The organism is Nitrosomonas sp. H1_AOB3 (genome assembly GCF_015709435.1).
Taxonomy (GTDB): Bacteria; Pseudomonadota; Gammaproteobacteria; order Burkholderiales; family Nitrosomonadaceae; genus Nitrosomonas; species Nitrosomonas europaea.
This window is the reverse complement of record NZ_CP054389.1, coordinates 2,029,526-2,041,316: the sequence shown is the minus strand read 5'-3', so window position 1 is coordinate 2,041,316 and position 11,791 is coordinate 2,029,526. Positions and strand designations below refer to the sequence as shown.

Genomic DNA, 11,791 nt, shown 5'->3' with positions numbered 1-11,791 from the left:
GCGACCTCCTACGGCACCGCAACGCGCTGCGTCTGGCCGTTCACCTGGAACACGCCCGCCTGCGCCTCGATGGACTGCAGTTGCCAGCCGCCCTCGGCGTCGCCCTCGCGCAGCAGCCGGGCGCCCGCGAGCGAGGCCGCGGCGGTGGAGGTGATCGACAGAAAGCGCTCGCCTCCCCGTAGCTCCACGCCGAGCACCCGGAATGGCGGCTCCGGCACCTTGGGCTTCGTCGCAACCGGAGCGCGCGGGCGAGCGGCGGATGCCACCTGCCGGGTCTTCTCCAGGCGGGTATCGATTCCGTTCACGCGCGTCTGCAGCGTCTGCAGGTCGACGGCCAAGGCCCTCGCCTCGTCGGCCTCTTCGAGGCGCGTCATCCGCTCGTCCAGCGCCTGCCGCGCGGTGGCGAATTCGGCCTGGCTGATCGGCGCCGGCCGGCGCTTGTCCGCATCGGCCTGTTGTTCGAGATCGGCCACGCGCAGGACCAGCGCCTTGACCTGCGCATCCTGTGCGCTGCTCTGGGTCTGTTCGGCGAGCCGCGACAGGCCGACGCTGTTGATGAGTGCCACGGCACTGATGAGCAGCAGCCAGAAGGCCGCGGCGACCTTGAGCCAACGCGTGCGGGAATTGCGCTCGGATGGCGCTTGGGAAAAGGTCATGGCTGCATCTCCTCGGGCCGGTCGGCGTCCGGCACGGGCGTGGCGGTGCCGGGCGGGTTGGAGGAAAGGAAGGTGGGAGCACCGCGCCGGCTGAAGCAGACCTGGCGGGTCAAGTCATCGACCGACAGCTCCCAGGCGGGGCCGGCAAGGGTCAGCAAGGCATCGCGCAGCATCAGCGGGCCCAGGCGCAGGTGTGCGGCGGGCAGCGGCAGCGCGTAGAGCGATGCGGCCTCGGCCGCATCGCAGAGCCGGTAGCCGGAGCGCAGGAGCACATGGCGCATGGCATCGCCCACGCTGGCATCGAGCATGGGCGGAATCGAGACCTCCACCGCCTGCTGCAAGAGATCCCGCTGCGCAGGTTCCGGCACCAGCTCGACCAGGGTGTAGCGTCCGTAGCGGGCCACCGGAACGAAACCCGGCTCCGGCGCGACGGCGGTTGGCGATGCGGCCGGCACCGCTGACGCAGACGGTGCGGCGGTCGTGGCGCAGCCGGCGGCCAACAGGCTGCCGGCCAGCAAGCCAGCGACGAGGGCCAGGCGGTGAACAGCGCGGATGGATGGTTGCATGGAGGGCGCTTCCCTGGAACACGGAGCGCTCACCATCGCCGCCGCTTGGCCTGCGGGCAGCAAACAAAACGCACTGACGCCCGCCCGAATACATGGGGGGCGGCGCCATGGACTGTCATACGCCCAAGAAAAACGGCCCCGAAGGGCCGTGGAAAGAAGCCGGCGACCCCGAGGGGCCGCCGGCATGGGTACATGGATCAGGCCGTGACAAGCTGCCGAGCCAGGGCGACCTCGACGGAATCGCCATCCTGGTTCAGAACATCCAGGCCCGACTCGGGTACGTCGCCCGAGGTGCTCTGCGAGACCATGATCTTCCTGGCCATCAACCCCAGGCAGGTCATCTGCGAGGAGTTGGCGTAGCCGAGGTAGATCACGCGCACCGGCTGCTTCTGGCCGATGCGCCATGAGCGCCGGGCGGCCTGCTGCAGCGAATACACGTTGTAGCCCGACTGGAGGAACACGATCGTCGGAAACTCCAGCAGGTCCAGGCCGGTTTTCACCAGCTCGGGATTGGTGATGAGCACGTCGATGCCACGGTCCAACTGCTCGGCGATCCAGTCTTCCCGGCGGGAGGCATCCACGCTCGCGCGCAGCACCGCCACCTTGAAGCCTTCCTGCTCCAGCAGCACCTTCAAACGCGACGTGGTGTCGCGCGTGCCGGTATAGACCGAATAGACCAGGGTCTTGCGACCTTCTGCCTTCTCTTGCTTGCAGATCTCGATCAGCTCGCGTTCCTTGGGCATCACCTCCAGCTCGTTGAACTGAGCCGGCACGAACGCCAAGGTGTTGCGCGTGCGCGGATGCACCACCGCTTCCGACCGGAAGCAGCAGTCCGGCCAGGCCAGCAGCACGTTGAGGACTACACCGAGCAGCGTCGTGTCGCGCTTCGCCAGGGCCTGCTTCAGCTCCTGGGTCAGGCGACCCGCCAGATCGCGATAGGCCGCGGCCTGGGCCGTGTCCATCGCGACTTCGCGGAACTCCTCGTCGTAAGGCGGCAGCACGTTGCCACCGATGTCCTTCAACTTGAGGAAGACCGTGAACGGCAGGACGCACCGCAGTACGCCCTTGGGACCGAAACCCGGCGCCTTGACCGTGCGCACCGATACCTTGGTGCCCTTGGCCGTCTTGTGCGCCGTGCCGGTGCTCTCCGAATAGATGTCCTTGAGCACGCCGTGATCGCGCATGAACGCCATCGCGGCCGACGTCATGCTGCCGCTCTTCGTCGGCCGGTAGCCGTCTTCGATCATCCGCCCCGGCAGGGCTCGGAACAGCAGGTGGAACAGGTCATCGCCGTAGCCGCCCATCAGCGTGCCGGTGAGCAGCAGCGTCTTGCGCGCCTTGGCCGCCAACACCCCCATGGCCTGGCCCTGTGCGGAGCCGCCGTTCTTGTACTCGTGTGCCTCGTCGGCGATGAGCAGGTCGAACGTGCCTTGGGGAAGCTGCCTCTTGATGAACTCGGACGGCTGGTAGCCGCCCTCGCCGAAGCCGAACTCCATGTTGGCCATCGCGCGTTCCATCCGGTGGGCTTGCCGATCCGAGAAGACCAGCTCGCCGTTGCCATCCATCAGGTTGATGAACTCGTGGATGTTGTCCCCGAGCATCGACGCGAGGAAGGCGTCGCCGAACTTCTGCATCAGCTTCTGCGCGGTGACTTCGCCGATGGTTGGAATACGCTTCAGTGCCTTGAGCACGGTCGAGGACTGGTCGCTGGCGGACAGGCCTCTCGGACGGACCAACGACCACAGCGGTGCACGGCAGTGGCTGCACTTGCGGCGGGACTCCTCGGCTTCGAGTTCGACCGGGTTGATCGGCTCGCCGTCGAGGTCGGTGATGACGTGCCCGCAAGCCGGGCAGGCCCCCACGTCGCCGTGAGGCGTGCGCCGGCGAACGAAGACAGGTTTCCAGTGGAACCCCATCCGCATCCGCACGCGGCCGAGGACGAAGAACTCCTGGCCCTGCGCCGGCACGCCCAACTGCTCGCGCAGTTTCAGCAGCTTGACCAGCGTGTCCGGGCCATTGAGCACCCAGACCTTGGCACCGGCAACCGTCTCCTGGATTTCGCGCCGCCACTTGTAGACCAGGTGGGGTGGCGAGAGCACCAGGGTGCGGCGGTAGCCTTCGGCGTTGAGCACGGCGGCGGTGGCAATACCCACCGTCGTCTTGCCGCAGCCCATCTCGCCGTTGACGATCGCGGCGCGTTCGCCGCGATCGACCAACAGCTCGGTGACGGCGTGGACCACATCGGCTTGCGCCGGGAACAGCTTGCGCTTGAGCGCGGCGAGGATCAGTTGCCGATGCACCCGCACCTGGCCGGTGTAGACCGGCGGATTGGCGCGGTTGAGCGAATCGAGCAGCTCGTCGCCGAACTCCGATACGAAGTCCTGCAGGCTGAGCGTGAGAGGTGAAGCGGCCGCTTCGAGCAGGTCGCCCTGCACAGCGGTTTCGGGAACAGTTTCGAGATCGAGGGACATGGTGATGCTCCAAAGCAATGGGGCATGCACCTCCCCCACGGGGCGGTGACATGCCCCTGGGTGGGAAGAAAGAAGCGGCGCGAGACCGCTGGATGCGGATCAGTATTCGCTGGGCAGCAGCAGTGTGGTGACGCTGCGATCCCATTCGGTGATGATCCAGAGCTTCTGGTCGGACGTGACCTGGTAGGACGAGAACAGACGATCCTCGCCGGACTTCAGCGCGGCGTCGTTCTGCCGCCGATCGCTGTCGCTCAGGTCGCCCCATTCGCCATGAAGATGGCGGCGCAGGTACGGCGTGGGGTTGAGCCGACCCTGTCGGACCAGCTCGTCGACGCCGGCGGTCATGACCACCTGCCCGGGCGAAAAGCGTGCTTGTGACGCGAGGTTGAGGACTGCGAGTGCCATGGTGGTTTCTCCTTCTGGAAGAAGGGGCCACGGCACCCCATCGGGGGCAACGTGACCCCGGTGGGTGGATGAAAGCGACGGCGAACCGTCAGGGAACAGCGATCAGCGGATGGTCAGCACTTCGCCCCACGTGGGCGAGCCCAGCGTCAAGTCCCATGCACGAATGACCGGCACGAACTTGTCTGTGAGGATGCGCGTCTCGGCCACGGAGCCGTCGTCGCGTTCGGTGTATTCCGTCTGGAGCGTCTTCTCCTTGTGGGTGTCACCTTTGACTACCAGCACGCGCCCGCTCTTGGACGTCACCACGCCGGAGATCGCGCCTGCGGCCAAGGCCAGGGCGAGATGCCAGTGCGACAAGGCCCGCGCGGGTGGACGCAGCGACTGCTGCGCGGCCCCCAGGTGCGTATCGAGCGCCGGCCAGAGTCCTTGCAGCCGGCCGACTTCATCGGCGAACTGCTCGGGCTCCATCGTCACGCGATAGAAGTGCTCCGGCTCGGCCGGGCTGGCAGGGACGGTGTACGGCAGGAACGGCCATTCGGGCGGCAGCTCCTCGGCTTCGGCGTCACCCTGTCCGATCTGCAGCAGCAGACCGCGCAAGGACTTGGCCGACTCCGACGCCTGGTCGCGTTGACGAATCCTGCGACCGAAGATCACCACCTGCTTGAACTGCGTTTCCACCGCACGGTAGATGCGCAGGTCGGCGAAGTGGCGCGTCAGCCATCCGACCAGCTCGGCGTCGAGCACGTAGGACGGCACGATGAAGATCAGCACGCCGCCGTACTGCAGCAGCGGCAGCGCGCGCTGATAGAAGAGCTTTTCCAGCCGCGCACGGCCCTGGCCCTGATAGCCGATGTTGCCGTTCACGTCCTTGCTCAGGTCGCCATACGGCGGGTTCAGCCACAGCAGCCCGAAGGACTGGCGCGAGATCAGCGTGTCCATCAGGTCACCTTGGATGCAGCGATCGACAAGTTGCCGTGCGTGGCGGGCACGCTCGGCGTCGTACTCGACGGCGAAGGCCTGGACCTGCTCGCGCCCGAGGGCGTGGGCGGCTTCGGCAATCGCCACGCCTTCGCCGGCGCAGGGATCGAGGAGGGACATGGAGCCGGGAGACGGCACCAGTGCGGACAAGGCCCGCTCCAGCGTCGGCTCGTCGGTGGGGAAGTAGCCGTTACGGATGAAATTGCGCGCCAGGCGCGGAAACATGAGTGCCATGGATTTCTCCTGGTGATGGATGAGGGAAGGCGGGCACGCGCGGCGCGCATGCCCGTGGGGATGGCTCACGCCACACGCCGAAGCGGTGCGTTCGCGGCCAGTTCGTACTGCGTGGCGCCAAGGGTGCCGTTGCGGATCAGCTCGCCCAACGCCTTCGTCAGCGCCGGGACATCGAGGGCCAGCCGATGGCCTTCCAGCGGCCCGAGGGCCAAGGGAAGACCGGTCAGCATCCGCCGTGTCTGCAACAGCTCCAGCACGGTGTCGCGCCAGTGGTCGAGCAGTGGCAGCGGGCAGGTGTCCTGCACCAGCGTCCACAGCCGGTCGAGCCGGTGAGCGGAATCCCTGGGCAGAAGCGCCAGCGCGCTGGCGTTGGCCTTGTCTGGCTTCACGCAGCGACGATCGAACAGCCACACGTTCGTCAGCGAACCGAACAGCGTTCGCCGATAGGCGCGGGTGATGCGCTTTTCCAGGTTCTCGACGTTGCCGACGAAGACCGAGATGGATGCGCCCTGCTCGGTGATGACGTGGAACTGATCCAGTCCCTGTTCGTCCCGGCCGAGGGTCAGGCGGGCGAGGAACTCCTGAACGGCGGTGTCGCGCGCCCAGATCGAGAGAAAGACGAGATTGCCCTGCTCGTCACCGACGCAACCGTCAGCCATGAGGTCGGGGCATTCGTCGATGCGGTACAGCGGTTTCGCGGAAGAAGGTGCAGGCATGGTGATGTCCTCTTGGAAAAGAAGGAGCAACCACAGCCCGCGGGGCCGTGCTCGCCCCGGTTGGGTGAAGGAAGATGCGTGCCGCTAGACAGCGCGCCCCGCGTGGAAGCGGTGAACCCGCTCGCGCCACTCGGAGCTTTGCACCGGCGCCATGTCGAGATAGCGCAGCGGGCACGAGTAGTAGTACGGATGCACGGACTCATCGAGGGACTTGTAGCCCCAATCGCCGCCCGAGCTTTCCAGAAGATGGCAGCCGATGTAGCAGACGGACTCACCGGCCGCGAGGCCCATGACGCCCGCCTGCCTGGCGGTGACGCGAACCACGGTCCACAGAACGTCGCCGTCCAGTGTGTGGTCGATGACTTCGCAGCAAGCGCGTTCGGACGCCTGCGGAGCGAGCAGCTCGCGGATCAACTGATCGCGCGTCTGACGAACGAAGGTCCAGCCCATGAGGGTCTCCTTGAAGAAAAGGCCGGAGCCCTCCCCGTCGGGGGAGAACCCCGGCGGGTGGCGGTATGCCGCGCAATGCGGCGGATGGATCAGGCAGCTTTGAGGTGCCAGTCCTGGGACAACGGAGCGAACTCGTAGCCGAGCTTGTCGAGACGGTCGCGCTGCTGACGCAGCACACGACGATCCACGGTCGCATCGAGCTTCACGGTCTCGCCCAGGGGCCACAAGGCACCAAACAGCACCGCGTCGTCTGCCTCGGCCGAGGCCGCAGCGGACACGGGAGCCGATTCGCTGCCGAACGGCGTGGTATCGACCAGGGGATCACGCGGACTGCGCGACTTCGCCTTCGGCTTGGCCGGGGGCGTTGCCGGCGCGGGCGTCTGCGCTTCCTCGTCGATCGGATCGACTTCCTGCGGACTCAGCCGGCGGGCCTCGTCGCGGCTCAGGGCGTCGATGTTGGACAGTGTCATCCCGCCCAGATGGGCGCGGATCTCGATGACCATGCGGCCGTTGGCGTTGTACGTGGAGGGGCGAATCTCGACGATGACGAAATCACCGTCGTACTTGCCCTCGCGGTACTGATCGAGTTCGGCGTTCTTCACGACGAACTCGCCGATCGAGGTCGCCAGGCGGCCGACGTTGAAGTCGCCGTTCCTGCCGTGGATGGTCTTGATGGCCAGTTGGCCGGGGATGGTGATCATGAAGGTCTCCTGCTGACGAAGAGAAGACAAGGCCCCGGGGATGGGGCCTTGCGGATCAGAACGACTCGGCAACGGCCAATGCGGGGGCATCGGCAGCGTCGTCGGCAGCATCGGCGTCGGGCTTGGAAGGCTCCGGTGCCGAGGCTTGCTGCGCGGCGGGCGCGTCGGACGTCACAGGGACTTCCGGGTCCCGCTCGTCGGTCTCGGTCGGCTTGGGTTCGGCCTTGTAGACGAGCTTGCCGTCGACCTTGATCCAACTGACGAACAGCAGGCGGGCCTTGAGGCTCACCCCCTGCTCGCCGGCACGCTTGCCCTTGGAGTAGGTGAAGGTGTCGGTCCACAGGTCGCCCAGGCGGAAGCCGATCATCACCTTCTTCTCGGCGTCGACCGCCTGAATGCAGCGGCGCACCAGGTGCTGCGCTTCCGATCCCGATACGCGCGTGTCGAAGCGCACATACGAGACGTCATCGCTGGGACCGTTCAGAGCCGCGATGTCGCAGGCCAGGAAGGGATCACCTTTCTTTGGCTTCACTTCGCGGATGCGATTGAGATACCCGAGGCCGGTGATGTGCAGATCGAAGTAGGACTTTTCGGTGGAAGTGGTCATGGTGAATCTCCTGGGAACAAAGAGGCGGAGACACACCCGACCCAAGGCGGGGAAGGTGTGGAACCCCCGCGTGGGTTGATGGAACAGCTTGGTGGCATCGCCATCGAAAACCGATGGCCGTTCGCGCATGGATGCCGGTGCGAACTGGAGTGATCAACGCGGTCGGAACCGCATCGCAGCCTTGAAGATCGTGGCTGCCTGGGCATGTCGCTGACGGACGTCAGCGGAACATGGCCGGAAGCGTGGCGCCAGGACGGCGAGCATGCGAGCGGCAATCGGCACTCGCGGCTGTCCGCATTGCCGGGAAGAAAGAAGCCCCCGGAGCGGGGGCCGGGGATGGGCGGTCAGTTACCGCTGGGCGGAGGAACCGCCTGCAGCGACAGGTGTGTCGTGGTGGCGGACACGTCGAGGTCGTCCTCGCTGTGCAGGATGCGCGCAAACACGCCCTCCTGTGGATCGAAGAACTCGCCAAAGTCATCGCCGCCGAACTCGGCGCGCGCCAGCTCCCACCAGTCATCGAACGCATCGACATCCGGGTTGCAGCCGGCGGCATAGGCGATGGTCTTCTGGCGACCATCGGGTCGGCGCTCGCCGCGCTCGGCCAGGAAGTACACGCCCTGATCCTTGACCAGGATGACGCGGCATTGATTCGCCACCGCTTCGGCGAGCACGGGCCGCAGCTCCGTGCCTTTGAATCGAACAGTCATGGGTGTGATCTCCAGGGATGCAGGAAGAGAGGCTTCCCGCCGCGAAGGCGGGAAGCTGCTGGGAGATCAGTGCCGGACAGCCTTGCGACCCGACAACAGGCACTGCACTCGGATGCGGCGCCAGCTCCCGTCGTCGATCAGCCGTTCCAGCGTCTCGCCGAGGGTGTCGAAGAACACCTCATCGACCCGTTCAATCAGCTCGCCGTCGCGGCGCAGCTCCACCGCGTAGAGGTCGAGGCCACGCTCATACAGCACGGTGACGTGACCCTGGAACTTCATCGTGGCGACGGTGAAGCCGATGGCCGGTGGCGTGCGGATGATGTCGGCGGGCAGCGGATCGACCCAGGTGATGTCCCGAGCACCGGCGTCCACCAGCATGTGGGTGATGCGCCGGAAGCCGTCGGGAGCGGGCAACTGCTCCAGTTGGTCGATCAGTTCCTGCAGCTCGGGGCAGCGCGGCTCGGGGATCGGCAGCTTCGCCGGTGCGGACCCGAGCACGAACCGCTTCACCGTGTAGGGCTGGCCGTCGGCGGTGAACTCGGTCTGCTCCTCGGGCGTGTCCGCCCGCTGACCGTCGAAGCGGCGTCTGACATAGGGTTCGACCTGCACCTTGGCGCCCTCGTCGGGCACTTCGGTCACGAGCGTGCGATCAAGCACCGCGAACTCGGCCCGTCCCGTCTTGACGACGATGGCCTCGTCGGTGGTGGCGATGACCTTGCCCTCGAAAGGCTTCGGATCGATGTGAAAGCCCAGCGTCGAAACCTTGGGCTGGCCGTCGAAGATGTTGAACTTGAACGAACGGACGTTGGAAGGCACATGACCGACAACGAGCGTCGGCATCTGTGCACGGATGGCTTGGGTATCCATGGGGAGACTCCTTGTGGCAACCAAGGGACTCCCGCCCGCAAGGGAGGTCGGTCCCTTGAGGGTGAGGTGGATGGACGCGGGTGCGCCCGGAGAACGAAACAACCAGCACGGCGAACCGCGCCGCAGTCTTGAAGGTCTCGACTGCCTGGGCATGCTGCCGGCAACGCCAGCGAACATGCGGCCAGCGTGCGGCACATGGCGGCGGCCGTCCGCCGGGAATCGGCAATGCGCCGGCACCGCGTTCCGCGAAAAAGAAGAGCCCCGACGTAGGGGCTCGAATGGGTTGCGGGTTACTCGTCGTCGTAGAGCGTCAGCCCGTCCAGCACGGGCGCGTCGGCATCGAAGATCAGCAGGCGCACGTCGGCGAGCGCGGCCAGGTGGAGCACCTCCACGAGGGACTCCGGCATGCCTTTCCGGCGATGCTCTCGCTGCAACCGCTCGGCGGTGATGCCTTCGACCCGTTGCAGGTTCTCGTCCGTCCAGGGCGTGGCGATCAGCTTCACGCCGACCGCCGGGCTGTAGGGAATGCGGAAGGCCACGAACAGAAAACCGCTCGGCGTGGCGATGTCGGCCAGGTTGGCCAGATAGCGACCGGCCTCCACGGTGATGTGCGCCGAACTGATTTCCCAGGCACGGCTGTAGAACCCAGTCTCGAAGCGCAGGCGGCGTACCACCTCGCGCGCGGCTTCCTCGGAGAAGGTATCGCCGACGTGCAGCGGCTGGCCGGCTTCTTCGGCCATGACGGCGTAGACGAGGTTTCGGGCGATGCCGTGGCTGGGGCACTGCGCGTCCAGCTCGGGCGGCACGTTCTGGCCTTCCGTGATCAGCGCGAAGTCGTCGCAGAAGACGCAGGCATGGCGCTCGACCTGGCTGTCCGGCAGATGCGACTGCGAGACGTGCAGCGGCAGATAGCTCAGCGGGCAGTCGTCGTCGTAGGAAATCGCCAGCAGCCGCTGCACGGACAGGCCATCGTAGCCGCGGACGAAGGGGTTTTTGGAATGAGACATGGGATTCCTCCAGCAGAGGATGGCCGAGGCAATCCCCTGCCGGGGATTGAACCCCAGCGAGTGGATGAAGTGGCAACCGGTCAGCCGGCCGCGGCGTCGGGCCGCCCTGGTGGCGGGCGGTGCAGGTCAATGGAAGATGGTGATTCGGGACATGGCCGCTCCTGCGAAAGGAAGGAGGGACATGGCCCCGAACGGGGACGCACGTCCCTCGTGGGGTGGGATGAAAGGACGGTGGGTTGCCAGGCACGGCTCACCAGCCGTTGTAGTGCAGCGTGAGGTCAGCGATGACCTGGCGCCGTTCCAGATCGAGGCCGCCGAAGTCGGACAGCCCCTCGAAGCCGCAACGCTTAAGCATCGCGCCGCCCTCGCGGGAGTTGTAGAAGCTCACCATCGCTGACAGGAACATGCGTTGACCGCTGCTCAGTACGCCCAGGGCGTCGTTGAGCATCAGCATGTTGGGCCGCAGGTCCCACTTGGTGGTGGCACGCTGCAGACCTTCGCGTGTGCCGTCGCCGAACCACTCGTGGCCGGCGATCTGCGCGCCGCGCTTCCAGGCCTCGAAGAAGGCCTGCGGTGCAGCGTCGAAGTGCGCCTGTTCCAGCGCCATCTGATCGAGCACGTCTTCGGGTAAAGACAGATTCATGAGAGAACTCCTTGAAGGGTGGGAATCAGGGGTGAGCGCGCTGTGTCCAGGCATGGGTATCCAGGGCGCGCTGTGCTGCGAGGTGGGTCGGGAAATACTCGACGGACTCCCGCGATACCGGGCCTTCGTCGTCTTGCGTGCCGATGTAGTGGCCGGCCGCGCTGCGCAGCACCTGTAGCGGCAGACGCTTGCCGGTCCAGGCCAGCGCCAGCGCACCACTGCGTACTGCGGTTGCAGAGGAAGATGCGGAAGGTTCAGGCATGCCGTGCTCCTTGGTGGGTCGGGGAGTACGCATCCCGTAGAGGATGGAGTTCCCCTCGGGTGGTTGAGAAAAGTGCATCGTCGCCAGGCCGGCGAGCGTCCGCGGTGGGCGATGCGAAGCGGACTGGATCGGTCGACGCGGCGAACCGCGTCGCAGTCTTGAAGACCGAGACTGCCAGGGCATGCTGCTGACGACTGTCAGCAACGCATGGCGTGAGGATGGGCGCGAAGCATGGCTGCCGTCGCAGGGAAAACCGAATCGCGGACGGCCCGCTTTAGGGCAGGCCCGCGTAACGGGACAAGGCAAGGACCAGGGCGCCGAAGGCCACGCGGGCCTTCGGCTGGAGAGGAAGGAAAACCACCTGTGGGCTGCGTCAGCGCGGGCCGTCGTCAAAGCCGTTCGCTGCGTCAGCAATCGCACCCGGCCCGTTTCGTGGCTGGGGCCGGAAACCTCTGGCGTGCATCCACACACAAAGGGAGCCCGTTGTTCCGCCGGCGGGCACCGGCACGGAATACCCTCGG

At 66.3% G+C, this 11,791-nt stretch carries 15 protein-coding genes; 1 reads left to right on the top strand and 14 read right to left on the bottom strand.

The window, feature by feature from the left end; translation table 11 throughout:
* Positions 1-8: 8 nt before the first annotated feature.
* The 9 genes from HRU73_RS09495 to HRU73_RS09455 all read right to left on the bottom strand — a co-directional run bounded on the left by HRU73_RS09495 (position 9) and on the right by HRU73_RS09455 (position 7,784).
* Complete coding sequence (locus tag HRU73_RS09495; RefSeq protein ID WP_287398521.1) at positions 9-656, bottom strand: hypothetical protein; 648 nt, start codon at positions 654-656, stop codon at positions 9-11.
* Positions 653-1,222 (bottom strand): PFGI-1 class ICE element type IV pilus protein PilL2, encoded by a 570-nt coding sequence (gene pilL2 / locus HRU73_RS09490; protein ID WP_287398520.1) that lies wholly within the window; start codon positions 1,220-1,222, stop codon positions 653-655. The genes HRU73_RS09495 and pilL2 overlap by 4 nt, the downstream gene beginning before the upstream one ends.
* Before the next feature lie 197 nt (positions 1,223-1,419).
* Complete coding sequence (locus tag HRU73_RS09485) at positions 1,420-3,693, bottom strand: helicase-related protein (protein WP_287398519.1); 2,274 nt, start codon at positions 3,691-3,693, stop codon at positions 1,420-1,422.
* A 99-nt stretch (positions 3,694-3,792) separates the two neighbouring features.
* Positions 3,793-4,098 carry a hypothetical protein gene (locus HRU73_RS09480; RefSeq protein WP_017462937.1) on the bottom strand — a complete coding sequence of 102 codons (306 nt, stop codon included), beginning with the start codon at positions 4,096-4,098 and terminating at the stop codon, positions 3,793-3,795.
* 102 nt (positions 4,099-4,200) lie between these two features.
* Entirely contained in the window at positions 4,201-5,310 is a 1,110-nt protein-coding gene (locus HRU73_RS09475) for a DUF6094 domain-containing protein (RefSeq protein WP_247724240.1), read from the bottom strand.
* 65 nt (positions 5,311-5,375) lie between these two features.
* A complete protein-coding gene (locus HRU73_RS09470) occupies positions 5,376-6,026 on the bottom strand; it encodes a hypothetical protein (RefSeq protein ID WP_034031706.1) in 651 nt (216 codons plus the stop codon).
* A gap of 84 nt (positions 6,027-6,110) precedes the next feature.
* Positions 6,111-6,476: a hypothetical protein gene (locus HRU73_RS09465; RefSeq protein WP_013982123.1), complete on the bottom strand. Its 366-nt coding sequence runs from the start codon at positions 6,474-6,476 to the stop codon at positions 6,111-6,113.
* A gap of 89 nt (positions 6,477-6,565) precedes the next feature.
* Positions 6,566-7,177 (bottom strand): DUF3275 family protein, encoded by a 612-nt coding sequence (locus HRU73_RS09460; RefSeq protein WP_023124351.1) that lies wholly within the window; start codon positions 7,175-7,177, stop codon positions 6,566-6,568.
* Between the two features lie 55 nt (positions 7,178-7,232).
* On the bottom strand, positions 7,233-7,784 hold the full coding sequence (locus tag HRU73_RS09455) for an STY4534 family ICE replication protein (protein ID WP_287398514.1): 552 nt from the start codon (positions 7,782-7,784) through the stop codon (positions 7,233-7,235).
* 91 nt (positions 7,785-7,875) lie between these two features.
* On the opposite strand from HRU73_RS09455, the gene HRU73_RS09450 reads away from it, so the two are divergent.
* Positions 7,876-7,998, top strand: coding sequence for a hypothetical protein (locus HRU73_RS09450; RefSeq protein ID WP_287398513.1), 123 nt, complete (start codon positions 7,876-7,878; stop codon positions 7,996-7,998).
* 130 nt (positions 7,999-8,128) lie between these two features.
* Here the strand turns inward: HRU73_RS09450 and HRU73_RS09445 are convergent, their stop codons facing one another.
* The 5 genes from HRU73_RS09445 to HRU73_RS09425 form a co-directional block, all read right to left on the bottom strand.
* Complete coding sequence (locus HRU73_RS09445) at positions 8,129-8,491, bottom strand: DUF3085 domain-containing protein (RefSeq protein WP_003294147.1); 363 nt, start codon at positions 8,489-8,491, stop codon at positions 8,129-8,131.
* 66 nt (positions 8,492-8,557) lie between these two features.
* Positions 8,558-9,358 (bottom strand): hypothetical protein, encoded by an 801-nt coding sequence (locus tag HRU73_RS09440; protein WP_013721851.1) that lies wholly within the window; start codon positions 9,356-9,358, stop codon positions 8,558-8,560.
* 290 nt (positions 9,359-9,648) lie between these two features.
* Entirely contained in the window at positions 9,649-10,365 is a 717-nt protein-coding gene (locus tag HRU73_RS09435; RefSeq protein WP_013721850.1) for a DUF5983 family protein, read from the bottom strand.
* A gap of 250 nt (positions 10,366-10,615) precedes the next feature.
* Positions 10,616-11,008 (bottom strand): hypothetical protein, encoded by a 393-nt coding sequence (locus HRU73_RS09430; protein WP_003141051.1) that lies wholly within the window; start codon positions 11,006-11,008, stop codon positions 10,616-10,618.
* Positions 11,009-11,033: 25 nt separating this feature from the next.
* Positions 11,034-11,270: a hypothetical protein gene (locus HRU73_RS09425; RefSeq protein WP_287398503.1), complete on the bottom strand. Its 237-nt coding sequence runs from the start codon at positions 11,268-11,270 to the stop codon at positions 11,034-11,036.
* Between the last annotated feature and the right edge of the window lie 521 nt (positions 11,271-11,791).

Bases quoted from the DNA above. Each gene is read 5' to 3' on its own strand.
- HRU73_RS09440 (WP_013721851.1), bottom strand. From the start codon at position 9,358: ATGGATACCCAAGCCATCCGTGCACAGATGCCGACGCTCGTTGTCGGT.
- HRU73_RS09470 (WP_034031706.1), bottom strand. From the start codon at position 6,026: ATGCCTGCACCTTCTTCCGCGAAACCGCTGTACCGCATCGACGAATGC.
- HRU73_RS09480 (WP_017462937.1), bottom strand. From the start codon at position 4,098: ATGGCACTCGCAGTCCTCAACCTCGCGTCACAAGCACGCTTTTCGCCC.
- pilL2 (WP_287398520.1), bottom strand. From the start codon at position 1,222: ATGCAACCATCCATCCGCGCTGTTCACCGCCTGGCCCTCGTCGCTGGC.
- HRU73_RS09495 (WP_287398521.1), bottom strand. From the start codon at position 656: ATGACCTTTTCCCAAGCGCCATCCGAGCGCAATTCCCGCACGCGTTGG.
- HRU73_RS09425 (WP_287398503.1), bottom strand. From the start codon at position 11,270: ATGCCTGAACCTTCCGCATCTTCCTCTGCAACCGCAGTACGCAGTGGT.
- HRU73_RS09455 (WP_287398514.1), bottom strand. From the start codon at position 7,784: ATGACCACTTCCACCGAAAAGTCCTACTTCGATCTGCACATCACCGGC.
- HRU73_RS09430 (WP_003141051.1), bottom strand. From the start codon at position 11,008: ATGAATCTGTCTTTACCCGAAGACGTGCTCGATCAGATGGCGCTGGAA.
- HRU73_RS09465 (WP_013982123.1), bottom strand. From the start codon at position 6,476: ATGGGCTGGACCTTCGTTCGTCAGACGCGCGATCAGTTGATCCGCGAG.
- HRU73_RS09445 (WP_003294147.1), bottom strand. From the start codon at position 8,491: ATGACTGTTCGATTCAAAGGCACGGAGCTGCGGCCCGTGCTCGCCGAA.
- HRU73_RS09475 (WP_247724240.1), bottom strand. From the start codon at position 5,310: ATGGCACTCATGTTTCCGCGCCTGGCGCGCAATTTCATCCGTAACGGC.
- HRU73_RS09435 (WP_013721850.1), bottom strand. From the start codon at position 10,365: ATGTCTCATTCCAAAAACCCCTTCGTCCGCGGCTACGATGGCCTGTCC.
- HRU73_RS09485 (WP_287398519.1), bottom strand. From the start codon at position 3,693: ATGTCCCTCGATCTCGAAACTGTTCCCGAAACCGCTGTGCAGGGCGAC.
- HRU73_RS09460 (WP_023124351.1), bottom strand. From the start codon at position 7,177: ATGATCACCATCCCCGGCCAACTGGCCATCAAGACCATCCACGGCAGG.